At 65.9% G+C, this 24,589-nt stretch carries 25 protein-coding genes; 21 read left to right on the forward strand and 4 right to left on the reverse strand.

The annotated features are described in order from the left end of the window. The first annotated feature begins 20 nt into the window (after positions 1–20). The 19 genes from asd to KU884_RS05500 all read left to right on the forward strand — a co-directional run bounded on the left by asd (position 21) and on the right by KU884_RS05500 (position 20,236). Positions 21–1,133 carry an aspartate-semialdehyde dehydrogenase gene (asd, locus tag KU884_RS05410; RefSeq protein WP_167781658.1) on the forward strand — a complete coding sequence of 371 codons (1,113 nt, stop codon included), beginning with the start codon at positions 21–23 and terminating at the stop codon, positions 1,131–1,133. Positions 1,134–1,463: 330 nt separating this feature from the next. Then, the gene (locus KU884_RS05415; RefSeq protein ID WP_167781659.1) at positions 1,464–4,256 is read left to right on the forward strand and encodes a FimV/HubP family polar landmark protein; all 2,793 of its coding nucleotides are present in this window, start codon (positions 1,464–1,466) and stop codon (positions 4,254–4,256) included. Positions 4,257–4,281: 25 nt separating this feature from the next. After that, positions 4,282–5,052 carry a tRNA pseudouridine(38-40) synthase TruA gene (gene truA / locus KU884_RS05420; protein WP_167784132.1) on the forward strand — a complete coding sequence of 257 codons (771 nt, stop codon included), beginning with the start codon at positions 4,282–4,284 and terminating at the stop codon, positions 5,050–5,052. Between the two features lie 50 nt (positions 5,053–5,102). Then, positions 5,103–5,720 carry a phosphoribosylanthranilate isomerase gene (locus KU884_RS05425; RefSeq protein WP_167781660.1) on the forward strand — a complete coding sequence of 206 codons (618 nt, stop codon included), beginning with the start codon at positions 5,103–5,105 and terminating at the stop codon, positions 5,718–5,720. Then, positions 5,713–6,945, forward strand: coding sequence for a tryptophan synthase subunit beta (gene trpB / locus KU884_RS05430; RefSeq protein WP_254432182.1), 1,233 nt, complete (start codon positions 5,713–5,715; stop codon positions 6,943–6,945). Before KU884_RS05425 ends, trpB begins: the two co-directional genes overlap by 8 nt. Beyond that, positions 6,942–7,763 carry a tryptophan synthase subunit alpha gene (trpA, locus tag KU884_RS05435; protein WP_167781662.1) on the forward strand — a complete coding sequence of 274 codons (822 nt, stop codon included), beginning with the start codon at positions 6,942–6,944 and terminating at the stop codon, positions 7,761–7,763. Before trpB ends, trpA begins: the two co-directional genes overlap by 4 nt. 67 nt (positions 7,764–7,830) lie before the next feature. Next, complete coding sequence (gene accD, locus KU884_RS05440) at positions 7,831–8,745, forward strand: acetyl-CoA carboxylase, carboxyltransferase subunit beta (RefSeq protein ID WP_167781663.1); 915 nt, start codon at positions 7,831–7,833, stop codon at positions 8,743–8,745. Positions 8,746–8,805: 60 nt separating this feature from the next. Continuing rightward, positions 8,806–10,077, forward strand: coding sequence for a bifunctional tetrahydrofolate synthase/dihydrofolate synthase (folC, locus tag KU884_RS05445; protein ID WP_167781664.1), 1,272 nt, complete (start codon positions 8,806–8,808; stop codon positions 10,075–10,077). A 60-nt stretch (positions 10,078–10,137) separates the two neighbouring features. After that, positions 10,138–10,773: an SPOR domain-containing protein gene (locus tag KU884_RS05450; protein WP_167781665.1), complete on the forward strand. Its 636-nt coding sequence runs from the start codon at positions 10,138–10,140 to the stop codon at positions 10,771–10,773. A gap of 100 nt (positions 10,774–10,873) precedes the next feature. Further along, entirely contained in the window at positions 10,874–11,470 is a 597-nt protein-coding gene (locus tag KU884_RS05455; protein WP_167781666.1) for a CvpA family protein, read from the forward strand. Positions 11,471–11,529: 59 nt separating this feature from the next. Beyond that, positions 11,530–13,041, forward strand: coding sequence for an amidophosphoribosyltransferase (purF, locus tag KU884_RS05460; RefSeq protein ID WP_167781667.1), 1,512 nt, complete (start codon positions 11,530–11,532; stop codon positions 13,039–13,041). Between the two features lie 70 nt (positions 13,042–13,111). Next, positions 13,112–14,299: an O-succinylhomoserine sulfhydrylase gene (locus KU884_RS05465; RefSeq protein ID WP_167781668.1), complete on the forward strand. Its 1,188-nt coding sequence runs from the start codon at positions 13,112–13,114 to the stop codon at positions 14,297–14,299. A gap of 131 nt (positions 14,300–14,430) precedes the next feature. Further along, positions 14,431–15,657 carry a glycerate kinase gene (locus tag KU884_RS05470; protein ID WP_167781669.1) on the forward strand — a complete coding sequence of 409 codons (1,227 nt, stop codon included), beginning with the start codon at positions 14,431–14,433 and terminating at the stop codon, positions 15,655–15,657. A 14-nt stretch (positions 15,658–15,671) separates the two neighbouring features. Continuing rightward, positions 15,672–16,334: a trans-aconitate 2-methyltransferase gene (locus KU884_RS05475; RefSeq protein WP_371807949.1), complete on the forward strand. Its 663-nt coding sequence runs from the start codon at positions 15,672–15,674 to the stop codon at positions 16,332–16,334. Between the two features lie 143 nt (positions 16,335–16,477). After that, on the forward strand, positions 16,478–16,768 hold the full coding sequence (locus tag KU884_RS05480; RefSeq protein WP_167781670.1) for a hypothetical protein: 291 nt from the start codon (positions 16,478–16,480) through the stop codon (positions 16,766–16,768). A gap of 40 nt (positions 16,769–16,808) precedes the next feature. Further along, the gene (gene tpx, locus KU884_RS05485; protein WP_167781671.1) at positions 16,809–17,306 is read left to right on the forward strand and encodes a thiol peroxidase; all 498 of its coding nucleotides are present in this window, start codon (positions 16,809–16,811) and stop codon (positions 17,304–17,306) included. Positions 17,307–17,396: 90 nt separating this feature from the next. Then, on the forward strand, positions 17,397–18,977 hold the full coding sequence (locus tag KU884_RS05490) for a GNAT family N-acetyltransferase (RefSeq protein ID WP_167781672.1): 1,581 nt from the start codon (positions 17,397–17,399) through the stop codon (positions 18,975–18,977). Positions 18,978–19,065: 88 nt separating this feature from the next. Then, entirely contained in the window at positions 19,066–19,647 is a 582-nt protein-coding gene (gene can, locus KU884_RS05495) for a carbonate dehydratase (protein ID WP_254432183.1), read from the forward strand. A 43-nt stretch (positions 19,648–19,690) separates the two neighbouring features. Continuing rightward, complete coding sequence (locus KU884_RS05500; protein ID WP_167781674.1) at positions 19,691–20,236, forward strand: hydrolase; 546 nt, start codon at positions 19,691–19,693, stop codon at positions 20,234–20,236. 62 nt (positions 20,237–20,298) lie between these two features. Here the strand turns inward: KU884_RS05500 and KU884_RS05505 are convergent, their stop codons facing one another. Both KU884_RS05505 and KU884_RS05510 read right to left on the reverse strand, forming a co-directional pair. Then, positions 20,299–20,760 (reverse strand): peptidylprolyl isomerase, encoded by a 462-nt coding sequence (locus tag KU884_RS05505; RefSeq protein WP_167781675.1) that lies wholly within the window; start codon positions 20,758–20,760, stop codon positions 20,299–20,301. An 89-nt stretch (positions 20,761–20,849) separates the two neighbouring features. Further along, positions 20,850–21,287, reverse strand: coding sequence for a DUF1841 family protein (locus tag KU884_RS05510; RefSeq protein ID WP_167781676.1), 438 nt, complete (start codon positions 21,285–21,287; stop codon positions 20,850–20,852). A 95-nt stretch (positions 21,288–21,382) separates the two neighbouring features. Here KU884_RS05510 and KU884_RS05515 point away from each other — a divergent pair, with 95 nt between their 5' ends. Both KU884_RS05515 and KU884_RS05520 read left to right on the forward strand, forming a co-directional pair. After that, positions 21,383–22,330: a sodium-dependent bicarbonate transport family permease gene (locus KU884_RS05515; protein WP_167781677.1), complete on the forward strand. Its 948-nt coding sequence runs from the start codon at positions 21,383–21,385 to the stop codon at positions 22,328–22,330. Positions 22,331–22,334: 4 nt separating this feature from the next. Beyond that, a complete protein-coding gene (locus tag KU884_RS05520; RefSeq protein ID WP_167781678.1) occupies positions 22,335–22,646 on the forward strand; it encodes a P-II family nitrogen regulator in 312 nt (103 codons plus the stop codon). Positions 22,647–22,672: 26 nt separating this feature from the next. On the opposite strand, the gene nth is transcribed toward KU884_RS05520, so the two are convergent. Together nth and KU884_RS05530 are read right to left on the reverse strand one after the other, a co-directional pair. Beyond that, positions 22,673–23,308, reverse strand: a complete 636-nt coding sequence (nth, locus tag KU884_RS05525; RefSeq protein WP_167781679.1) for an endonuclease III — start codon at positions 23,306–23,308, stop codon at positions 22,673–22,675. Between the two features lie 34 nt (positions 23,309–23,342). Next, positions 23,343–24,041 carry an electron transport complex subunit E gene (locus tag KU884_RS05530; RefSeq protein ID WP_167781680.1) on the reverse strand — a complete coding sequence of 233 codons (699 nt, stop codon included), beginning with the start codon at positions 24,039–24,041 and terminating at the stop codon, positions 23,343–23,345. Positions 24,042–24,589: the final 548 nt, after the last annotated feature.

The raw sequence follows: 24,589 nt of genomic DNA on the forward strand, positions 1-24,589 counted from the left end.
GAACGAAGCGAGGTGACGTGATGAAGCGCGTAGGATTCGTAGGCTGGCGGGGCATGGTCGGTTCCGTGCTCATGCAGCGCATGCGCGAGGAGGGGGACTTCCGGGATATCGAGCCGGTGTTCTTCACCACGTCCCAGACCGGCCAGCCCGGCCCCGACGTGGGCAAGGACGTGCCCGCGCTGAAGGACGCTAAGGACCTGGCCGAACTCCAGGCCATGGACGTGATCGTGACCTGCCAGGGTGGTGATTACACCAGCGCCGTCTATGCCGACCTGCGCAGGCAGGGCTGGAACGGCTACTGGATTGACGCTGCCTCCACGCTGCGCATGGCCGATGACAGCATTGTCGTGCTGGATCCCGTGAACGCGGACGTGATCCACCAGGGCCTGGCGGATGGGGTGAAGACCTATGTGGGCGGCAACTGCACCGTCAGCCTCATGCTCATGGGCATCGGTGGACTATTGCGCGAAGGCCTGGTGGAGTGGATCAGTCCCATGACCTACCAGGCGGCCTCCGGCGCCGGCGCCCAGAACATGCGCGAGCTGATCGCGCAGATGGGCTACCTGCGCGACGCCGTTAGCCAGGAACTCGCCGATCCCGGCAGTGCCATCCTGGAACTGGACCGCAAGGTGCTCGCCGCCATGCACGATGACGGCTACCCGCGGGAGCATTTCGGCTTCCCGCTGGCCGGCAGCGTACTGCCGTGGCTGGACAGCAAGATGGACAGCGGCCAGAGCAAGGAAGAGTGGAAGGCCGGAGTCGAGACCAACAAGATCCTTGGTCGCAGCGACCGGCCCATTCCCATCGATGGCATCTGCGTGCGCGTGGGCGCCATGCGTTCCCACGCCCAGGCATTGACCATCAAGCTCTCCCGGGATGTGCCGCTGGACGAGATCAACACCATCATCACCGAGGCCAACCCGTGGGCCAGCGTGGTACCCAACGACAAGGAAGACACGCTTCGTGACCTGACGCCGTCGGCGGTGACGGGCACACTCAATGTGCCCGTCGGGCGTCTGCGCAAGCTCAGCATGGGCGCGGACTACCTGGGCGCCTTTACCGTCGGCGATCAGCTGCTCTGGGGCGCCGCCGAGCCGCTGCGGCGCATGCTGGGCATCCTGCGGGAGCAGTAAGCGCCTGTCACTCCCGGAGGATCGGTCCTCCCGGGGGCGATTTCCGGGGAGTCGCCTGCGGCTCTGACGGCGGGCGCGACATTTTTACCGGATTGTCCCTTTTTTGCTGCAAGGGTTTGAAATTAACCGGGCTGAGGGCTACTGTGCTCGAGTCGATCAGGCTACCCGGGCGCGTGTACCGTTTCCGCAACCGGGCGGTCTGCCCCGATTTCCGTCGCAGAATGGGAACGGTCGCACAGACTTGTAACAGGGATAAGAATCACAATCGCAAGGGCTGACGGCTTGGCCGGGCAATTTTTGGCCGATCGGCCCCATCGATAAGGGAATGCCATGGCACGCAGACTGGCTCGCATCGCAGCGCTGACCACGTTCGTTATTCCATCAATCTCGGCAGCAATCGGCGTTGGTTCACTGGAAACCGAATCGGCGCTGAACGAGCCGCTGGAAGCGCGAATCCCACTGGAATCGGCGGACCTGGAAGAGCTCGAAACGTTGAGTGCGACGCTGGCATCTCCGGATGCCTTCGACCGCGCCGGCCTTGAGCGGCCGTTCATGCTCTCGCGCCTCGAGTTCGAGGTGGTCACCGAAGATACCCGGGAGCCCTATGTGCTGATCCGCACTTCGGAGCCGGTCCGGGAGCCCTTTCTTGCCTTCCTGGTGGAGCTCAACTGGGCCGGTGGTCGGCTGATACGCGAGTACACCATGCTCCTGGATCCACCGGTGCACTCGCCGGAGCAGGAGACGGCGCCGGCCGCGGCCGATGCCCCGGCACCTGATGAGCCCACACCTGACGCCGATGCCCCTGCGACGGTGTCCCCCGGCGATCCCGGTGACCCGGAAGCGGTTCGCGAGGTGGATACCGCCGACGAGATCCAGGTGCAGGACAACGATACCCTGTGGGAACTCGCCGACGAGGTCCGGCCTGACGATGGCGTCTCCGTGCACCAGATGATGATGGCCCTGCTGGAGGCCAATCCCGAGGCGTTCTCCGACGGTAATGTCAACAATCTGCGCTCCGGCGCGATCCTCCGTGTGCCCGAGCGCGAGGCCGCCGAGGTGCTCACCGCCGGAGAGGCCAGGCAGGAGTTCGCCGCGCAGGTCGAGGCGTGGCAGGCCGGTCGCGCACCGGAGCCTGCGGAGCCGGATCCGGCCGATGAGCCGGCAGTCGCGGAAGACGAAACGCCAGCGGAGGACGACGGCCGCCTGGAAGTGGTTGCCGCCGGTGAGACCGCCGGTGAAGACGCCACCGCCTCGCTTATGGACGATGACCTGGAAGCGTCCCCGGAGACCGTGGCGCGGTTGCAGTCGGAACTCGCCGCCATGCGCGAGGAGGAGGCGTCGCTGCGCTCGGAGAACGAGGAGCTGCGCCAGCAGACCGCGGAACTCATGGAGCGGGTCGAGGCGCTGGAGCGCACACTGGACGTCCAGGTCGAAGGTGCGTTGCCGGGCATGACCGACGAGCCGGTGGAAGATGACATTCCGCTGGCAGATGCGCCGGAAACGGCGACGGATCCGGAGGAGGAAGCGGCGGCCGTCGCAGATGAGGAACTGCCGGCGCTCTTCGACGAGGACTCCGCCCTGGCACAGGATCTCGCGGCGCTGGATGAAGAGCCGGCGGTGGAGGCCGTCGACCCTGCCGATGAGCCTGCAGTGGAAGACGATCCCGCGGCGGACGTCGCGGTGGAGGACGAAGAGCCCGCGCCGGTGGCGGCCGATGAGCCGGCTGCACCGCAGGCGCCCTGGGAGGATACCCGTCTGCTGAGCATGGCCGGGGGCGCCGCGGCGCTGATTGCGCTGCTGGTGCTGCTCATGATTCGCCGCCGGCGCAATGCTGCCGAGGATGCTTCGGGCATGGTTGCGGCTTCGGCCGGAGCCGGCGTTGCCGCGGCGGATGCGGATGAGGCCGATCTGCAACAGGACCTGGAGGCGGATGGCGACGGTGTGCAGGAGACTGCGGGCCGCGATGGCGTCGATCCGCTGGAAGAGATCGAGGTCTACCTCGCCTATGGTCGTTACGACCAGGCCGGTGATCTGCTGGCCTCTGCCATTGGCAATGAGCCGGACCGGACCGACCTGCGGCTCAAGCAGCTGGAAGTCCATGCGTTGACGCATGACCGTGCCGCGTTCGAAGCCGATGCCCAGGACTTGTACGGCATGGTGGACGGCGTCGACGATCCGGTCTGGCAGCAGGTGCAGGAGATGGGCCGGGAGATTGCGCCCGAGAATCCGCTGTTCGCCGCAGCCGCCGCGCCGTCCTCACTGGCATCGGCGGATGAACCGGACGACGTGCCTGAACCCGTCCAGCCTGTCGAGCCTGCGGCGGAAACCCCGGAGCCTCTGGACGAGCCGTCGACTCCTGAAGAAGAGAAGGCCGGGCCCGTGGCGCCGACCACGGAGGCTGACGGTACAGACGAGGACGATTTCGGCGATCTCGACTTCAGTCTGGATGATGTCGACGAGGACAGCGGGGCAGAAGCGCCTGCCGAGAAGGCGGCTGGGGCTGCCGCTGCTCCCGCGGAGGACGAAGACGCGTTCAGTCTCGATTTCGATTTGGACGATTTCCAGGCGCCGGCCGATGGTGGCAAGCCCGTCGCCGAACCGGCCGGGGAGAGGGGTCAGCCTGCGGATCAGCCGGAAGGCGAAGACGAGCTGTCCCTGGACTTCGAAGCCTGGGAACGTCCCGAGGGCGAACAGCCCAAGGGCGGCGATGCCCAGTCGCCGGCGTCCCCGGAAACCGGGGAGGATGATGACGATGCGCCCTCGTTCGATCTTGATGATCTGGATGTCGGTGATGACCCGGTTGCCGAGGAGGAAGGGCTGCGTTACGACGGGCCGAACGGCGCCGACGACGATCAGGGCACGGATGAATCGCTGTCCGCGGCCGACGACGACGGTGCTGCCGGGGCCGCCTTTGCCGCGGGTGACGGCGACGATGACGATGACGATGACGATGACGACGATCTCTTCGATGCCGGTGACGAGAACAGCACTAAACTGGATCTGGCCCGTGCCTACCTGGACATGGGTGACAGCGAGGGGGCCAGGTCGTTGCTGGACGAAGTGATTGCCGAGGGCTCCGACGAGCAGAAGCAGGAGGCGCGCTCCCTCTACGAGGAAGCCTGAGGCAGTGACCGCAGTACGGATCGCCATGGGCGTGGACTACGCCGGCAGCCGTTATGCCGGCTGGCAGGAGCAGCGCCATGCCGATTCGATCCAGAGCCGGGTGGAGGCGGCGTTGAGCCGTGTCGCCAACGAGCCGGTGCGGGTGGTAAGCGCCGGTCGCACCGACGCCGGCGTCCATGCCCTGGGGCAGGTGATTCACTTCGATACCCGGGCCCGGCGCCGGCTGCACGGCTGGCGCCTGGGCGGAACCACCTATCTCCCCGACGATATCGCCCTGCCCTGGGCGAGAGAGGTCTCGCCGGATTTCGATGCCCGCCGGAGCGCCCTGCAACGGCATTACCGCTACGTCATCCTCAATCGGCAGGTTCGTCCCGGCTGGCTGCAGGGGCGGGTCGCCTGGCACTGGAAACCCCTGGATGCCGACCGCATGCAGTCCGCCGCCCGGTGTCTCATCGGCGAGCACGACTTCAGCTCCTTCCGCGCGGTGGCCTGCCAGGCACAGCATGCCCGGCGGGAAGTGACCGACGTTCGGGTTGTCCGCGGAGACGGTGATTTCATCTACCTGGATGTGAGTGCCAATGCCTTTCTCCACCACATGGTTCGCAATATCGCCGGTACGCTAATGACGGTGGGCGCCGGGGAGCGCGAGCCGGACTGGGTGGCGGAGGTGCTTGCTGCGCGGGACCGGACCCGCGGCGGCATGACCGCGCCGGCGGAGGGGCTCTATATGGTGGCGGTGGATTACCCCGCGGAGTTCGGCCTGCCGGCGCCACCGCCGCCGCCCCGCTTTGCCTGAGGGTGATGCACCGGGTTACTATCGGGAGCTTTGCAAGCGAGGGTCGGCGCGTGCGCACGCGGGTCAAGATATGTGGTATCACCCGGCCAGCCGATGCGGCCGCGGCGTCACGTCTCGGTGCGGACAGCATTGGCCTCGTGTTTCATGAATCCAGTCCGCGTGCCGTGGACCTGCAGACCGCCCGCGCGGTGCGCGCCGCCGTTCCGCCGTTCGTCACCGTGGCGGCCCTGTTCATGGACGCCACGGTGGAACGGGTCCGCGAGGTGCTGGCGGCGGTGCAGGTGGATCTGCTTCAGTTCCACGGCAGCGAGTCACCGGAGTACTGCACCGGCTTCGGTTGTCCCTACATCAAGGCGGTGCCCATGGGGGGCGGTTCCCCGCCCGAGCAGGTGATCGGTGCACATGAGCAGGCCCTCGGTTTTCTCCTGGATAGCCATGGCGTCGGGGAACAGGGCGGCAGTGGCATTGTCTTCGACTGGAAGGCGATCCCCGACCTCCACGGCCGGCCGTTGATTCTTGCCGGTGGCCTGACGCCGTACAACGTGGCCGAGGCGGTGCGCCAGGTGGGGCCCTGGGCGGTGGATGTCAGCAGTGGGGTCGAGAGCGCGCCGGGCGTCAAGGACGCACGGCGCATGGCGAGCTTTATCAACGAGGTCCAACGTGTCTAACACCAGCGAAGCAACACGCGAGCCGATTGATTTCGCACGGTTCCCGGATGCCCGGGGGCACTTCGGCAAGTACGGCGGCCAGTTTGTCCCCGAGACGCTGATGGCGCCGCTGCGGGAACTGGCCGAAGCCTACGCCCGCTACCGTGAGGATCCGGACTTCGTCGCCGAGTTCCAGCGTGACTGTCAGGACTTCGTCGGCCGGCCGTCACCGCTGTATCTGGCAGAGCGCTGGACCCGGGAAACCGGTGGCGCGCGGATCTACCTCAAGCGGGAGGACCTCAACCACACCGGCGCCCACAAGGTGAACAACACCATCGGCCAGGCGCTGCTGGCCAAGCGCATGGGCAAGACCCGGGTGATCGCCGAGACCGGTGCCGGTCAGCACGGCGTTGCCACGGCCACCGTCGCCGCGCGCCTGGGTCTGCAATGCGTGGTCTACATGGGCGCCGATGACATCAAGCGCCAGTCACCCAACGTCTACCGTATGCGCCTGCTCGGTGCCGAGGTGGTGCCGGTGACCTCCGGTTCGCGCACGCTCAAGGATGCGCTGAACGAGGCCATGCGCGACTGGGTGGCCCATGTGGACGATACCTTCTACATCATCGGCACCGTGGCTGGCCCCCACCCGTATCCCATGATGGTGCGGGATTTCCAGTCCATCATCGGCCGCGAGACCCGGGAGCAGATCATGGCCGTGGAGGGGCGTCTGCCGGATGCGCTGGTGGCCTGCGTGGGTGGCGGATCCAACGCCATCGGTCTGTTTCATCCGTTCCTGGGCGACGAATCCGTCAGCCTGTACGGGGTCGAGGCGGGGGGGCACGGCATTGCCACCGGCGAGCATGCCGCGCCGCTGAGTGCCGGTCGTCCGGGTGTGCTGCACGGCAACCGCACCTACCTCATGGAGGACGACAACGGGCAGATCATCGGCACCCACTCGGTCTCCGCCGGTCTGGACTACCCCGGCGTCGGCCCCGAGCACGCATGGCTCAAGGATATCAATCGGGCCGTGTACACTTCCGTGACCGACGACGAGGCCATGGCGGCATTTCATGCCCTGACCCGCACCGAAGGCATCATCCCGGCCCTGGAGACGGCCCACGGCCTGGCCTATGCCGAGAAGCTCGCCCGGGAACTCGGACCCGATCGCTGCCTGGTGGTGAATCTCTCCGGGCGCGGCGACAAGGACATCCAGACCGTGGCCGAACTGGAGGGAATCGAGCTGTGAGCCGTCTTGCCCAATGTTTCAGGACCCTGCAGCAGCAGGGGCGTACCGCCCTGATCCCCTACGTGACCGCCGGGGATCCGGAGCCGGGTTTCACGGTCCCGCTCATGCACGAGATGGTGGCCAGCGGTGCAGACGTGCTCGAACTGGGCGTGCCGTTCTCCGATCCCATCGGTGATGGCCCGGTGATCCAGCAGGCCTGCGAGCGTGCCCTGCGCCATGGCACCGGCATCCGTGATGTGCTCGCCATGGTGCGGCGGTTCCGCGAAAAGGATACCGAGACACCCGTGGTGCTCATGGGCTACATGAATCCCGTGGAACTCATGGGTTATTCGGCGTTTGCTCGCGAGGCCCTGGAATCCGGCGTCGACGGTGCCCTGATCGTGGACATGCCCCCCGAGGAAATGGCTGAAGTGGCCGAATACCTGGAGGGGGAAGGGTTGGACTCCATCTTCCTGGTGGCGCCCACCACCACGGAAGAGCGCATGCAGCTGATCTGCGACAAGGCCCGGGGATTTGTGTACTACGTTTCCGTGAAAGGCGTCACCGGCGGTGACGGCGGCCTGGACGTGGAGGCCGTTGGCGGCCGCGTGCAGCGGCTGCGGAGCATGACCGGGTTGCCCGTGGGTGTGGGCTTCGGTATCAGCGACGCCGACATGGCCGCCCGCATGGGGGCCGTGGCGGATGCCGTGATCGTCGGCAGCGCTCTGGTGCGCCGCATCGATGCCAATCAGGACGACCCTGATCGTGCGCGTCACGAGATCACCGCTCTGGTTGCGGACATGCGGCGCGCATTGGACGCCGGTACAGTGCCTGCCTGAGAATGTCGGCGTTGAGGAACACTGAACACAGCCGGTTTTCCATTCACCGTGAACAGGACATGCGATCATGAGCTGGTTCCAGAAACTCATGCCCTCCAGGATTCGCACCGACGCCACGGAGAAGGCGCGGAACCGCAGCATCCCCGAAGGCCTCTGGACCAAGTGTCCCGGTTGCAGCGCCGTGCTCTATCGCCCGGAGGTGGAGCGCAACCATGAGGTCTGCCCCAAGTGCGCGCATCACATGCGGATCGGCGCGCGGGTGCGGCTGCAGAGCTTCCTGGACGACGCGGACGCCACCGAGATCGGTGCCGCCGTGAAACCCGTGGATGCGCTGCGCTTCAAGGACAGCAAGAAGTACAAGGACCGCCTTGCCCAGGCACAGAAGAGTACCGCTGAAGAGGATGCCCTGATCGCCTACCAGGGGCGGCTGCGTGGTCAGCCCGTGGTGGCCTGCGCCTTCGAATTCGAGTTCATGGGGGGGTCCATGGGCTCGGTGGTGGGCGAGCGCTTCGTGCGGGCCGCCAACGTGGCCCTGGAAGAGCGTATTCCCATGGTCTGCTTCGCCGCCTCCGGCGGTGCCCGCATGCAGGAAGCCCTGTTCTCGCTGATGCAGATGGCGAAAACCAGCGCGGCCCTTGGCCGTATGCGGGAAGAGGGCGTGCCGTACATCTCTGTGCTCACTGACCCCACCATGGGCGGCGTGTCCGCCAGCCTGGCCACCCTTGGCGATATCAACATCGCCGAGCCCGGCGCGTTGATCGGCTTCGCCGGCCCCCGGGTCATCGAACAGACCGTGCGCGAGACGTTGCCGGAAGGCTTTCAGCGCTCGGAGTTCCTGCTGGACCACGGGGCCATCGACATGATCGTCGATCGCCGCGACATGCGTGACACTATCGCCCGCCTTTTCGCCATCCTCACTCACCAGCCCTCTCCGGACCAGCGCGACCCGCAGGAGGAGGCGGTGGCCGACACCACGGCCTGAGCGAGTGTCCTGTCCCCAGAGGACAGGCAAAATGCAACGCACTTCGGGGACAGGACACTAGTGCGCTACCACACCCTTGATGCATGGCTGGAATGGCAGGCGGGGCTGCACCCCCGCGCCATCGATCCCGGCCTGGAGCGGGTCAGTGCCGTGGCCGACCGCCTTGGCCTGCGCCCCGCCACCGTGCCGGTGATCACCGTCGCCGGCACCAACGGCAAGGGGTCATCCGTGGCCCTGCTGGTCGCCATCCTGGAAGCCGGCGGGTATCGCACCGGAGCCTACACCTCGCCTCACCTGCTGCGTTACAACGAGCGCATCCGTATCGGTGGTGCGGAGGCGGACGATGAGGCCATCATGGCGGCATTTGATGCCATCGATCGGGCGCGCGGCGAGATCAGCCTGAGCTACTTCGAGTTTGGCACCCTGGCGGCGCTCTGGCTGTTCCGCGAGCAGAATGTTGATGTTTGTCTGTTGGAGGTGGGCCTTGGCGGCCGCCTGGATGCGGTCAACATGATGGACCCGGACGTCGCGCTGCTCACCAGTATCGGTCTGGATCACGCCGAGTGGCTGGGTCATGATCGCAATGCCATCGGCCGGGAAAAGGCGGGCATCATGCGACGGGATCGGCCGGCGGTGTTCGCCGGGCCGGCCATGCCGGAGGTGATCCGGGAAATGGCGACGGCGCAGAGAACGCCGCTGATCGTGGCCGGGGAGGGTTACCACTGGCGGGTGCACGGGTCCGGCGCCTGGGACTGGCAGGGCTGTCATGGCAGCCAGGAAGGGTTGCCGGCGCCGGCGCTACCGGGCGATATGCAGTACCGCAACGCCGCCGGCGTGCTCACGGCGCTGGAGTGCATGCAGGGGCCCCTGCCGGTGTCGCGGGAGGCGCTGGCGGCGGGTTTGCAGCGCGTCCAGCTGTCGGGGCGGTTGCAGGTGTTGCCGGGCCCGGTGGAGTGGCTCCTGGACGTGGCCCACAACGCCGACGCGGTATCGATACTGGCATCCGAACTGCGGCGCCGTCCTGTCACCGGGCGGTGTCACGCCGTGCTGGGCATCATGGCCCGCAAGGATCTGGACCCACTGCTGGAGGTCCTCCGTGGCCATATTGATGTCTGGTGGCCCCTGGCCCTTCACGACGCCGATGCCCGTTCGGCGCCCCAGGTGATCCGTGAACTGGAGCTTCGGGGCGAGGCGGTGGCCGGCAGTGGAGACGCTCCCGCCCTGGTGCAGCGGCTGCGCCAGGAGACGCGGCCGGGGGACCGGGTGGTGGTTTTCGGCTCCTTCCGCACCGTGGAGGAAGTATTGCATGCTGTGCAGGAACTCGGCGAATGAACGCCAGAGCGCGACTGATCCGTATAGCGGGTCGGTTACCGGGAAAGGGAGGACGGCGCAGTGCAACAGCAGCATAAACAAAGGCTCATTGGCGCGGTGATCGTGGTTGCACTGGCGGTGATCTTCCTGCCCATGCTGTTGCAGGGGCCGGTGGATCGCGGCACGACCTACGTCGCCATGGATATTCCGCCCCGGCCTGAGGTTGAGCGTGGACCTGACGCGGATCCCGGTGAAGCGCCGCCCACGGGGGAACTGGAAGCCGTGCCGCTTCCCGATGAACCAGAAGATGATGTGGCCGCCGATCCAGGTGACGCCCCGCCACCGGAGCTGGACGAACCCGTGGACGCCACGCCCGAAGAAGAGGGTGAACAGGAATCTGCTGCAGCGCCCTTGGAGCAGCCTGAGACGGATCAGGAGGTCGAGCGTGTGGACGATTCCGCCGAACCCGAGGACGAGTTGGCCTCCTGGGCGGTTCAGGTGGGCAGCTTCAGTCAGGAATCCAATGCCCTGGGCCTGCGTGACCGGTTGCGGGAGCAGGACTTTTCCGCCTACGTGGAGCGTGTCGACCGCGACGATGCGGACCCTGTATACCGGCTGCGGGTGGGTCCGGTGAGTGAGCGCGCGGACGCCGAAGCCCTGCTGGGCCGTCTGGCGGATGACGCGGATCTGGACGGTCTGGTGGTCTCACATCCCTGATGCGGGCGACCATACGCTGGCGTGTCAGGGCAGCTTTCTCCCTGACGGGGGCTTTGCTACCATTCACCCCTTCGTGCTGCCCCGGCGCTGACCTCCGCTCATGAATTGGCTCGATTACGCCATCCTCGCTGTGATCGCCGTCTCCGTGGTGATCAGTCTGATCCGTGGTTTCGTGCGCGAGGTCATCTCCCTTGTGGTCTGGGTGGCTGCCTTCTGGGTCGGCATTCGCTACTCCGACAACCTGGCGGTCCACCTCAGCGATTATATCGCCTCGCCGACCCTGCAGCTGGGCGCCGCCTTCGCTGCCCTGTTCGTGGCGACCCTGATCGTCGGCGCGGTGATCAACTACGTCGCCGGACAGCTGGTTGGTCGCACCGGTCTCACCGGCACGGACCGGTACATCGGCCTGATTTTCGGCCTGGCACGGGGGGTGGTCGTGGTGGCCGTGCTGGTGCTGGCCGCGGGGCTGACGGCGTTGCCGCGGGAACCCTGGTGGCAGGATTCATTGCTGGTGGCGCAGTTCCAGCCCTGGGTCTGCGAAATCGGAGTGCGCGAATGGCTGGATGATCTGATGGTCTACGCGCCGCTGGCGGATGACCCGGATCTTGACGGCACGCCGGCACCGGAATACTGGCGGGAGTTCTGTGAAGGCGCCGGGGAGACCGAGCCCCCGGATCTGGAGGCGGAGGAGGACTAGGCCTGGCGGCCGAAGCTTCACCGCCCCGTGACAGCGAGCGGCAAGAGGATTCAGCGTTCATGTGCGGCATTATCGGAATGGTGGCTCACGGGCCGGTGAACCAGGCGATCTATGATGGCCTCACCGTACTGCAGCATCGCGGGCAGGATGCCGCCGGGATCATGACCTGGGAAGACGGACGTCTCTACCTGCGCAAGCGCAACGGCCTGGTGCGCGACGTTTTCCGTACCGAGCACATGATCCAGCTGCGCGGGCATATCGGCATCGGCCACGTGCGCTACCCGACGGCGGGCTGCGCGAGCAGCGCCGAGGCGCAGCCGTTCTATGTGAACTCGCCCTACGGCATCAGCCTTGCACACAACGGCAACCTCACCAATGCGGAGCAGCTCAAACGGGAGCTGTTCCTGGAAGATTTGCGCCACATCAACACGGCCTCCGATTCGGAGATCCTGCTTAACGTCTTCGCCCACGAACTGGCCCGCCCGGGCAAGTTGCGGGTGGACGAAAACGACATCTTCGATGCCGTCTCTGGCGTGCATCGACGCTGCAGCGGTGGCTATGCCGCGGTGGCCATGATCAACGGCTACGGCATGCTGGCCTTCCGCGACCCCCACGGCATCCGCCCGGTCTGTTTCGGTGAACGCGAAACCCCGGAGGGCCGGGAATACCTGGTGGCCTCGGAGAGCGTGGCCATGGACACCCTGGAGTTCCGTCTGGTGCGGGAGCTGGCGCCCGGCGAAGCGCTGTTCGTGACCCTGGAGGGCGAGTTGCACACACGCCAGTGCGCCGATGCCCCCGAGAACAGCCCCTGTCTGTTCGAGTACGTCTACCTGGCACGCCCCGACTCCATCATCGATGATGTGGCCGTGTACAAGGCGCGGCTGCGCATGGGGCAGCACCTGGCCGGCAAGATTCTGCGGGAATGGCCGGATCACGACATCGATGTGATCATTCCCGTGCCGGACACCAGCCGCACCTCCGCACTGGAAATGGCGCAACACCTGGGCGTGAAGTACCGCGAGGGCTTCATCAAGAACCGCTATATCGGGCGAACCTTCATCATGCCCGGGCAGCAGGAACGGCAGAAGTCGGTGCGTCAGAAGCTCAACCCCATCGGCCTGGAGTTCAAGGGCAAGAACGTACTGCTGGTGGATGATTCCATCGTTCGCGGAACCACCTGCGGACAGATCATCCAGATGGCCCGGGACGAAGGGGCCCGCAACGTCTACTTCGCCTCGGCGGCGCCGCCGGTGCGTTATCCCAACGTCTACGGCATTGATATGCCCTCGGCCCGGGAACTCATCGCCCATGACCGATCGGAGGAGGAGGTTGCCCGCCTGATCGGGGCCGACCGGCTGATCTACCAGGACCTCGACGATCTGGTTGCCGCCGTGCAGCATGGGAATATGGCGCTGACCCGGTTCGACGCCTCGTGTTTCAACGGCGAATACGTGACCGGCGACGTGACCTCCGATTACCTGGAAGCGCTGGACCAGCAGCGAAACGACGATGCCAAGAATCAGCGCGAGAGTGCGGATTCGCTGGTGGATCTGCAAAGTGAACCGGATTGATCGCGGCCATCGCGGCTGTCGCTTTCGGCGCCGCGGGCGCGACATGGACAGGATTATCGAGGACAGCTGCATGACGGAGGACCGCAAGCCAACGGGATTCGACACCGACGCCGTGCGTGCCGGCCAGGTGCGCACCGGCGAGCAGGAGCAGTCGGAGCCGCTGTTCCTGTCGTCGAGTTTTACCTTCGACAGTGCCGCCCAGGCTGCGGCGCGTTTTGCCGGTGATGAACCCGGCAACATCTATTCCCGCTTCACCAACCCCACGGTGCGCACCTTCGAACAGCGCCTGGCAGCCCTGGAAGGCGGTGAGGCCTGCGTGGCTACGGCCTCCGGCATGGCGGCCATCAACGCCATGTGCATGGCGCTGCTGCAGTCGGGTGACCATATCGTGTGCTCACGGGGTGTATTCGGCACCACCACATCCTTGTTCACGAAGATCCTGCCCAAGTTCGGCGTGGAGACCACCTTCGTCAGCCCCACCGATTACCAGGGCTGGGAGGCGGCCATCCGTCCGCGAACGCGTTTGCTGTTCCTGGAGACGCCGTCCAACCCGCTCACCGAGGTGGCGGACATCACCCGGTTGGCTGCCCTGGCCCATGGTCATGATGCGCTCCTGGTGGTGGATAACTGTTTCTGCACGCCTGCGCTGCAACGGCCCCTGGATCTCGGGGCGGACCTCATCATTCACTCGGCCACCAAATATCTGGACGGCCAGGGGCGCTGTGTCGGCGGCGCCGTGGTCGGTGACGCCAAGCGCGTGGGCGAGGACATCTTCGGCATGCTGCGCACCGCTGGCCCCACCATGAGCCCGTTCAACGCCTGGGTGTTCATCAAGGGCCTGGAGACCTTGCGGCTGCGCATGCGTGCCCACTCGGAGAATGCCCAGGCCCTGGCGGAATGGCTGCAGGAGCATCCGCGGGTCACCGGGGTGAACTATCCCGGGTTGCCGGGGCACCCGCAGCATGAGCTGGCGCAGCGTCAGCAGTCCGGGTTCGGCGGCATTGTCTCCTTCGAGGTGGATGGGGGGCGCGACGCGGCCTGGGCGGTGGTGGATCACACGCGCCTGCTCTCCATTACCGCCAATCTGGGCGATGCCAAGACCACCATTACGCACCCGGCGAGCACCACTCACGGTCGGATCACCCAGGAGGAGCGGGATGCGTCGGGGATCACGGAAGGGTTGTTGCGCCTGTCCGTCGGCCTGGAGGACGTGGCCGATCTGCAGGCTGACCTGGAGCAGGCGCTGGCGCGGATGTAACAGGGGCGTCTTGTGCGCAACTGACGTCGCTCCGCGGGGTGCCAGTCAGCCCTCGTAGGAGCGACGTCAGTCGCGATGCCGGCAGTAGCCGGCGACGGGGGATGTGCGTTTCCTTGATCGGGAGGTGGCCGATGGACCATCGCGAGCTTTTGCAACACCTGTTCCGCGCGGCCCTGGATCGCGTTGGTGGACGGCCCGCCGTTCGCCACGCTCTGGAACAGGATCCGCCCGCCGGCGACACGCACCTGCTGGCCATCGGCAAGGCCGCGGCAGCCATGAGCCAGGGTGCCATGGACGCCCTGGGCGAGCGGCTGATCAGCGGCCTGGTCATCACCAAGACCGATCACCTGAGTCATGCCGTCAGTGATGATCCCCGGCTGCGCTGCCTGGAAGCCGCACACCCCGTGCCGGATCAGCGCAGTCTCGCCGCCGGTGAGGCGGCGGTGGAGTTCCTGGAGCATCTGCCCGAGGGTGACGAAGTGCTGCTCCTGATCTCCGGCGGCGCCTCTAGTCTGGTGGAGCGCTTGCCGGATGGCCTCACCGCCGACCACCTGGGCGACCTCAATCGCTGGCTGCTGGGGCGCCACCTGGCGATCGACACCATGAATGCCGTGCGGCGTTCGGTGTCCCGGATCAAGGGCGGTCGACTGGCGCTGCACCTGCACGGCCGCCCAGCGCGGTTGTATCTGGTCTCCGACGTCCCGGGCGATGATCCCGGCGTGATCGGCTCCGGCCTTTTCGTGCCCGCGCAGGCCGCGGCTGCGCTGCCGCAAGGCGTGCCGGACTGGGTCCGCGACGCCGCCGCCCGGGTGTCGCCACCGCCCGGCGAGGACGCACCGGAACTGGCTGGCCTCCGGCGGCGGATTGTCGCCCGCAACGCCGATGCCGTCGCCGCCGTGCGCGATCGCGCCGAGCATCTGGGGCTGCCCGTGCGCGTCCACGATGAGCAGCTCACCGGTGACGCCCTGCGCGCCGGCGAGCAGATCGCCGAAGGCTTGATTCACGGCCCGCCGGGGGTTCAGGTCTGGGGCGGCGAGACCACGGTGGCGCTTCCGGACGCGCCGGGACAGGGCGGCCGTGCGCAGGCCCTGGCGCTGACGGCGGCGGCCTGCATCGAAGGGTATCGCGACCTGTGGGTGCTGGCCGCCGGTACCGACGGTACCGACGGTCCCGGCGATGCCGCGGGCGCGCTGGTGGACGTGCACACCTGCTTCCGCGGCAGGCAGGCCGGGCTGGACCCGGAGGCCTGTCTGGAGGCCGCCGACAGCGGCCGGTTCCTCGACGCCAGTGGCGACCTCGTGCGAACGGGGCCAACAGGAACCAACGTCATGGATGTCGTCATCGGTTACCGCGGGTGACAGGACACGAGACGATGATGGAGCGGATTACCGAGCCCGAACTGATGGACGGCGCGGATCAGGCTGCAGCCTACGCCGGGGCGGATTTCGAAGAGCCCAACAGCCACTTCATCCAGCTGTTCGCCGAGTATGTGGGGGCGCCCTCCGGCCCGGTTCTGGATGTCGGCTGCGGGCCCGGAGATATCGTTCTGCGGTTGGCGCGGCAGTATCCGGAGGTCGCGATACACGGCCTGGACGGTGCGGACACCATGCTCGCTTTCGCCCGCGAGGCGCTGGCGGCGGAGCCGGAGCTGCAGCCGCGGGTGGAGTTCGTCCTGGGGACCGTTCCCGGCGCCGCTCTGCCCGCCGACGCCTATGCCGCCGTGACCAGTAACAGCCTGCTGCATCATCTGCACGATCCCATGGCGCTGTGGCAAACGATCCGGGCGGTTGCGCAGCCCGGGGCCGCGGTGCTGGTGATGGATCTCTTCCGGCCAGCGGACCGGGCAGCCGCCGCGCGGATCGTTGACGCCTACGGCGCCGGCGAGCCGGAGATCCTGCGTACGGATTTTTTCAACTCCCTGCTCGCGGCGTTCACTCCGGATGAGGTCCAGGAGCAGTTGCGTGCCGCAGGACTTCCGGGCCTGAAGGTTGCCGTTGTCTCGGATCGGCATCTTCTGGTTCATGGTCGTGTCTGACCCCTGATCCCCCTGATCGGGCATCGAGGATTGGTCATTCCCGTACCAAAGTGAGTACCCTTGTTACGCTGAGTGTGGTGTCGCGTTTCTCCCCGGGAGATGCGACAGTGCTCCATCTGGCGACGTGGCGACGGAGGTGGCCCATGGCGAAGCGTGACGAGTATCTGGAAAAGTTCAAGGCTCAGCTCGATCAGTGGAACGCCGAACTGGCGCGACTGGAGGCTAAGGCGCAGGAGGCGCAGGCGGACGCGCGACTGCGCTACGAGGCCGAGATCGAGGAGTTACGCCAGCGCCGGGAAGAGGCCCGGGAACGGATGAAGGAGATGGAACGCGCCGGTGAGGACGTCTGGGACGATTTCCGCAAGCGCGCCGAGAAGGCGTGGAACGAACTCGACGAAGGCTTTCGCAAGGCCTGGTCGAACTTTCGCGACTGAAAATACAGCCAACACTGAAACTGGACAGGAGACTCGATCGATGCCACAGATCTCGTTGCGCGGCACCATGGTGCAGACCGTCGGTGAACTCCCGGAACTGGGCGCCCCGGCGCCGGAGTTCACGCTGACCCGAACGGACTTCTCCAGTCTGGCCCTGAGCGATCTCAAGGGCAAGAAGGTGGTGCTGAACATCTTCCCGAGCATTGATACGCCCGTGTGCGCGCAGTCGGTGCGGCGGTTCAACGAGGAAGCCGCGAAACGGGACAATGCGGTGGTCCTGTGCGTCTCCGCGGATTTGCCGTTCGCGCAGTCGCGTTTCTGCGGCGCCGAGGGCATCGAGGACGTGGTGCCGGTCTCCTGCTTCCGCACTCCGGAATTCGGCCGGGATTATGGCATTGCCATGGCCGACGGGCCGCTGGCCGGTCTGCTGTCGCGTTCCATGGTGGTGCTGGACGAGGATGCCCGTGTGTTGCACACGGAGCAGGTCCCGGAAATCTCTCAGGAGCCTGACTACGAGGCGGCCCTGAAACACCTCTGACGGCAGCGGCCGTCGACGCCGGTCCGGCCGCGACACACGCGGCCGGGGCCGTTCCCTGACGCGCTTCGGCGCCGGAGTACCCGAGCAGTCATGACCGAGACCCGTGATCCCCGCGAACTGCAGGAAGACACCGACGAGCATCGCCTGAGTCTGCGTAATCTCAAGCCGGACGACTACGAAGACATCCGGGAGATCATGGAGGAAGTCTACCCCTCCATGGGGCCGTGGACACGCAAGCAGTTCAACGCCCAGCTCAACCGGTTCCCCGATGGGCAGATCTGTGTCGAGGACAACGGCAAGGTCGTCGCTGGCGCGCTGACCCTGATGGTCGACTACCGCCGGTTCGGTGATCGCCACACCTATGATCAGATTACCGGCAATGGCTACTTCACCACCCACGATCCCAACGGCGATGTGCTCTACGGCGTGGATATCTTCGTCAGCCCCAAGTATTCAGGGATGCGCCTGGGGCGGCGGCTGTATGATGCCCGCAAGGAGCTGTGCCGCAAGCTGAACTGCCGCTCCATCGTCGCCGGTGGCCGCATCCCCGGGTATACCGAATACGCCGACGAGATGAAGCCGGAGGAGTACATCGAGCTGGTGAAGCGCCAGGAGATCTACGATCCCATCCTGAGCTTCCAGCTGGCCAATGACTTCCACGTCCGCCGGGTGATTACCAATTATCTCCCCGAGGACAGGGACTCCAAGGCCTTTGCCACTCTGGTGCAGTGGAACAACATCTTCTACCAGGAAGAGGACGAGAAACCGCTGATCGGCGGTGAGAAGAGCGTCGTGCGTGTGGGCGCAGTGCAGTGGCAGATGCGCTCCATGCACTCGGTGGAAGAGTTGATGCAGCAGGTGGAGTTCTTCGTCGACGCCCTGGCCGGCTATAACGCCGATTTCATCATGTTGCCGGAGTTCTTCAACGCGCCGCTGCTGTCGAACTTCAACCAGGACAACCCCGCTGAAGCCATCCGCGGCCTGGCCCAGTACACCGACGAGATCCGGGAAGGGATGCTGGCTCTCGCAGTGAGCTACAACATCAACATCATCGGCGGCAGCATGCCCGTGTACGGGGACAAGGAGCTGAACAACGTCTCCTTCCTGTTCCGCCGCGATGGTAGCTGGGAGACCCAGCACAAGCTGCACATCACCCCGGATGAGCGCAGTTACTGGGGCCTGCGGGGTGGTGACGGCCTGCGCGTATTCGACACCGACGTGGGCAAGATCGGCATCCTGGTCTGCTACGACGTGCAGTTCCCGGAGCTCTCCCGGGTACTCATGGAGCAGGGCATGCGCATCCTGTTCGTGCCGTTCTGGACCGACACCAAGAACGGCTATCAGCGGGTGCGCCACTGCGCCCAGGCGCGCGCCATCGAGAACGAGTGCTACGTCGCCATCACCGGCAGCGTCGGCAACCTGCCCAACGTGGAGAACGTCGACATCCAGTACTCCCAGTCCGGCGTGTTCTCGCCCTCGGACTTCGCCTTCCCCCACGATGCCGTGGTGTCCGAGGCCACGCCGAACACGGAAATGACGCTGATCGTGGATCTGGACCTGGATAAGCTCCGCGAAATGCGCTACCAGGGCTCGGTGCGCAACTATCAGGATCGGCGGCTGGATCTCTACCAGGTGCAGTGGATCGGCCAGGACACACGGCGCTCTGACTGAGGAACCCGAGTCCATGTGCTCTCACGCAGACGATCACGGTCCTCCCCCTGAGGTGCTGCTCGAGGCCAACCGGGCTTGGGCGGAACGCATGCAGGCCGAGGACCCGGAGTACTTCAGGCGCCAGGCCGAGGGGCAGGCGCCACGCTACCTGTGGATCGGCTGCGCGGACAGCCGGGTGCCCGCCACGCAGATGGTGGATCTCGGGCCGGGTGAGATGTTCGTCCACCGGAACATTGCCAACGTTGTCTCCGGCACCGACCTCAACTGCATGGCAGTGCTGCAGTACGCGGTTGACGTACTGCAGGTGCGGGACGTGATTGTTTGCGGGCATTACGGTTGCGGCGGCGTTAAAGCAGCTCTTGGCGATCAGCAGCATGGCCGGATCGACGCCTGGCTGGGACAGATCAAGGACGTGTGGCAGCACAACCGGGAAGCTGTCGAGGCGATGGAGGGGGAAGCCCGGGTCGACCGCTTATGCGAGCTGAATGTTGTGGCGCAGGTCTATAACACTGCCTTGACCACGATCGTGCAGAATGCCTGGGCCCGGGGCCAGGCGCTCGCCGTGCATGGCTGGATCTATCGGCTCGCCAATGGACGACTGTCCGATCTCGGCGTCACGCTTACGGGAGCCGAACAGCTCTCGGCGGTTTATCGCATGCAACACCCATGAACCGTTGCTGGGTGGCGTCGCTTCAGAACAGAGGGAGAAACCAGTGCTGATTTCCGCGGAACAGTCGTGTCTGCTGGTGGTGGATGTCCAGGAGAAGCTGGCGCCGGCCATCCATGAAAGCGAGCGCGTGATCGAGAATGTGGGATGGTTGATCAAGGTGGCCCGCGAGGTGGACCTGCCGGTGCGTCTGACCGAGCAGTATCCACAGGGGTTGGGACCCACGGTTGCAGCGACGCGCGCCCTGGTGCTGGACGACGAGCTGATGGAAAAGGTGCACTTTTCATGTATGGAGTCTGATGCCATCCGCCGGCAACTCGCCGGGCTGGGGCGTCGTCAGATCGTGATCACCGGCACCGAGGCGCACGTGTGCGTGATGCAAAGCGCCCTGGGGCTGGTCCGCAGCGGCTACGAGGTCTATGTGGTCGCCGACGCCGTATCAAGCCGCCGTCCCGTGGATACGGAAATGGCCCTGGAGCGGATGCGCGGCGAGGGGGTTCGGGTGGTGACCCGGGAGATGGTGGCCTTCGAATGGCTCAATCGCGCCGATACGGACCTGTTCCGCCGCGTGCAGCAACGCTTTATCAAGTAGCTGCCCAAAAAAGTGCGGCGCCCCGGGGACGCCGCACCCTCTGGTAAACCCGGTGGTCGCGCTTAGTGCGCGTGCCCGTGTTCTTTCTCTTCGTCGGTGGCCTCGCGGACTTCCACGACCTTGACCTCGAAGTTCAGCGGCACGCCGGCCATGGGGTGATTGGCGTCCACAGTGATGTCGTCGCCGTCGATACCCGCGATGGTAACGATCTGCTCACCGCCTTCGGACTGGGCCTGGAACTGCATGCCCACCTGGAGCTCGTCCACGCCCTGGAAGAGACTCCGCGGCACCACCTGCTGGAGGTCGTCGCGCCGCTCGCCGTAGGCTTCTTCCGGCGGAACCTGGACGTTCACTTCGTCGCCCTGAGCTTTGCCTTCCAGGGCCTTCTCCAGGCCGGGGATGATGTTGCCGGAACCGTGCAGGTACGCAAGCGGCTCTTTGCCCTCGGACGTATCCAGGACGCTGCCGTCGTCGTCCTTCAGGGTGTAGTCGATGGCAACGACCTTGTCCTTAGCAATCTGCATTAGGGAGAACCTCTGACTTTGAATGAACCTTCCATTGTACCGGTGCGAGGGCAAACGGGTAAAGGATAACGCTTGACGATTGCCTTGTTCTATGTCGTCCGCGGCACCAGTCCCCGCAGGGCGGCGAGGTAGGCCTGTTCATCGGGCATGCCGCCACTGCGTTGCGCGTTCCACATGGCTTCGGCCAGCGGCTCCATCATGCGGTGTTCGGCGTCCAGGTGATCGCCCAGTTTCCGGGTGAGCCGCTCGTGGACGGCGCGTATGCCGGCCGGGCGGTCCCCGGCAACCTGTTCCCGCAGTGCCAGATGCAGGCCCATGTGCAGGAACGGATTGGTGGCACCGCCCTCCGGCTGCCAGTCCGCATCCACCGCCTGGTCCGGATCCTCCAGCAGGGCGTGGTATTCGGGATGCTCGGCGACCACCGTGCCGATCATGGTCTCCAGCGGTGTGCATGGTTCGCCATCGCGGTACTTGCGCCAGGCATCCAGGTACTGGCGTCGGAGGGTGGCGCGGTCGTTGGAGAACATGGTGCTCCGGAAGTGGTAATGCGATGCGGTATCTACGTACGCCGTACCCTAGCATGCTAGGATTCTGCCGGGTACATGCAGGAGCGGGGGGCGTCTTGCAGCTGGATCCGGTGATCCTGTTCTTCATTCTGGGCTTCGGCGCGGGGCTGCTGCGTGCAGAGATGCGCCTGCCGTCGGCGGTGTATGAGCTGCTGACAGTGATCCTGCTGCTGTCCATCGGCCTCAAGGGCGGCGTGGAGCTGGCGGAGGCGGATCTGTTGCAGATTCTGCCGCGGCTGGGCGCAGTGCTGGTGATGGGGGTCGTCCTCGGCCTGATCGCTTTCGGCCTGCTGCGGCTGTCCCGCGGATTGCCCCGCTCGGATGCCGCCGCCATCGCTGCCCACTATGGCTCCGTCAGTGTCGGCACCTATGCCGTGGCTGTGGCCTTCCTGGACACTGTGGGCATCTCTTACGAGGCCTACTCCGCTGCGTTCGTCGTGGTGCTGGAAGTGCCGGCCATCCTGCTCGGTATTGTCCTGGTGCGGGGGCTGCGGCCGCAGAACGGGTGGTCTGACGTGCTCCACGAGGTGTTCCTGGGCAAAGGCGTGGTGCTCCTTCTGGGTGGCCTGCTCATCGGACTGCTGGTCGGGCGCCAGGGCATCAGCGATCTGGAACCACTGTTCATCGACGCCTTCAAGGGATTCCTGGCGCTTTTCCTGCTGGAAATGGGGCTGGTCGCGGCCTCACAGTCCGGTGCCATCCGGCGCCATGGCACCTTCCTGCTGGCGTTCGCGCTGGGCTTTCCGCTCCTGGGGGCGGCAGTCGGCGCCGTGTTCGCGTGGCTCATGGCCATGAGCCTGGGCGGTGCCCTGCTGCTGGCGGTGCTCGGGGCCAGCGCCTCCTATATTGCGGCACCGGCCGCCATGCGCCTGTCCGTCCCGGAGGCGAATCCCGGGCTTTCGCTGACGGCGTCGCTGGCGATCACGTTCCCCTTCAATGTGCTGGTGGGGGTTCCGCTGTATTATGCGGTGTTGAGCGCCGTCTACCCCGGGGCAGGAGGCTGAAGCCATGAACCGGAAGCTGCTGACCGTGATCACTGAACAGGCCCTGGAGCGCCAGCTCGTTCGCTGCGCCATGGAAGCGGGAGCTCGGGGTTACACGATCACCGAGGCGCGCGGTCAGGGCGAGCGCGGGCTGCGCTCGGCGGATTTCGAGACCGGTGGCAATATCCGCCTGGAGGTGATCTGCGAGGAGGCCGTGGCCCGACAGATTTCCACGCGCCTGCATCGGGACTACTTCGAAGATTTCGCCATGGTCCTGTACCTGGAGGACGTGGAGGTGCTGCGTCCGGAGAAGTTTGACGCCCCGGATGATCGATGAATTTCCCCCGGGGCCGACCGCAAGAGCTACGCCTCGGTCTTGTCCCGGTACTCACACAGGTCATGGATGACGCAGGCCCCGCAGCGCGGCTTGCGCGCCACGCAGACGTAGCGTCCGTGCAGGATCAGCCAGTGGTGGGCGTCCTGGAGGAATTCCCGGGGCGTCCAGCGCATGAGCCGGTCCTCCACTTCCCGCACGTTCTTCCCCGGTGCCAGGCCGGTTCGATTGGCGACCCGGAAGATGTGCGTATCCACTGCCATGGTGGGTTCGCCGAAGGCCGTGTTGAGGATGACATTGGCCGTCTTGCGCCCGACCCCGGGTAACGCCTCGAGCTCCTGGCGGGTGCGAGGAACCTCGCCGCCGTGTCGGTCCACCAGCATGCGGCAGAGTTTGATGATGTTGGCCGCCTTGCTGTTGAACAGGCCGATGGTCTTGATGTGCTCCTTCAGGCCGTCTTCGCCCAGCGCCAGGATCGCTTCGGGTGTGCTGGCCACCGGGAACAGATTGGCGGTGGCCTTGTTGACGCCGCGGTCGGTGGCCTGGGCAGACAGCACAACGGCCACCAGGAGCTCGAACGGCGTGCTGTAGTGCAGTTCGGTGGTGGGGCCCGGGTTGTTTTCCCGCAGGCGCCGGAAGATGTCTGCGCGTTTTTCCTTGTTCATGGTAGCGAGGAATCTTGATCACAGGGGGCGAAGGTCAGGAACTCTGCAGGCCGGTGGCCGGTTTGTCCACCGGAACGTCGGCGGCGGCGCGCCGCTCCAGGTGCCCGTCGATGGCGTTCTTCAATGCCAGTAGCAGCCCGAGGCCGATGAAGGCGCCCGGTGGCAGCAGCGCCAGCAGGAAACCCTGATCCACGGGCACCACTTGCAGGCTCATGGCCCGGCCGGGGGCGCCGAACAGCAGGTGGGCGTCGCGCAGCAGCGAACCGTGCCCCAGCAGCTCCCGCATGGCACCCAGGGCCACCAGTACGCCGGTGAAGCCGATTCCCATCATCAGACCGTCGAAGGCAGCCGGACCGGGGGTGATGCGTGAGGCGAACGCCTCGGCGCGGCCGAGAATGGCGCAATTGGTGACGATCAGCGGGATGAATATCCCCAGGATCAGGAACAGTTCGTGGAAGAAGGCGTTCATCACCAGTTCCACCATGGTGACAAACGAGGCGATGATCAGCACGAACACCGGTATGCGGATCTCCGGCCGTGCCGCGTGGCGGATCAGGGACACGGTGACGTTGGACCCCAGCAGCACCAGCGTGGTGGCAAGCCCCAGGGCCAGGGCATTCACCGTGGTGTTGCTCACCGCCAGCAGCGGGCACAGGCCCAGCAGCTGCACTAGGCCAGGGTTGTTGGTCCACAGGCCTTCGCGGGCGAGGTGCTTGTAGTCGGTATCGGCCATGGGGTATCGGGTCGTGCTCCGGTGCCGGAGCGTATTGTAGCGGAGTTGGCGGACCTGTAGGGTGGACCACGCGAAGCCTGGTCGCTTGGGATTGGTGGCATGGAGGCGGCCATGAAATTGCGAGAGGGACCCAGCGGGCCGTTGAGCCCGCCCGGTAGAGGTTGGCCACCAGCCGGAAGCGAGTCTTGCGCTGCAGTGGGTAACTGCTGTGGTGAAGCGTAGACAGCGAGTGTCCAGGCTGCGTGATTGAGCCCCGAAATCCGCGACATTGTGGGTGCCGACGGTGTCTGAAGACCGGAAGGCAGTAACGCTGCACTGTAGAGGCCTGGTGTGGTGTGCCCGCCGGGGTCCGAGAGCGGGGCATGGGCACATTGGGGTCCCCCAGGAACCTGGGAGGGCCTGTCGTCTCCGCCTAAGAAGTAGACGGTGCGGGCGACCGCTGATCCGCAGTCCGGGCCAGTGGTGGGAGCGTCCTCCTGCTGCTGGAGCGAAGGCTGAGGGCGCTGCGGCGGTATGGTGCTGCGAGGACAGCCAGAGCGGTGCCAGAC

The sequence above is a fragment of the Aquisalimonas sp. 2447 genome (genome assembly GCF_012044895.1).
GTDB lineage: Bacteria > Pseudomonadota > Gammaproteobacteria > Nitrococcales > Aquisalimonadaceae > Aquisalimonas.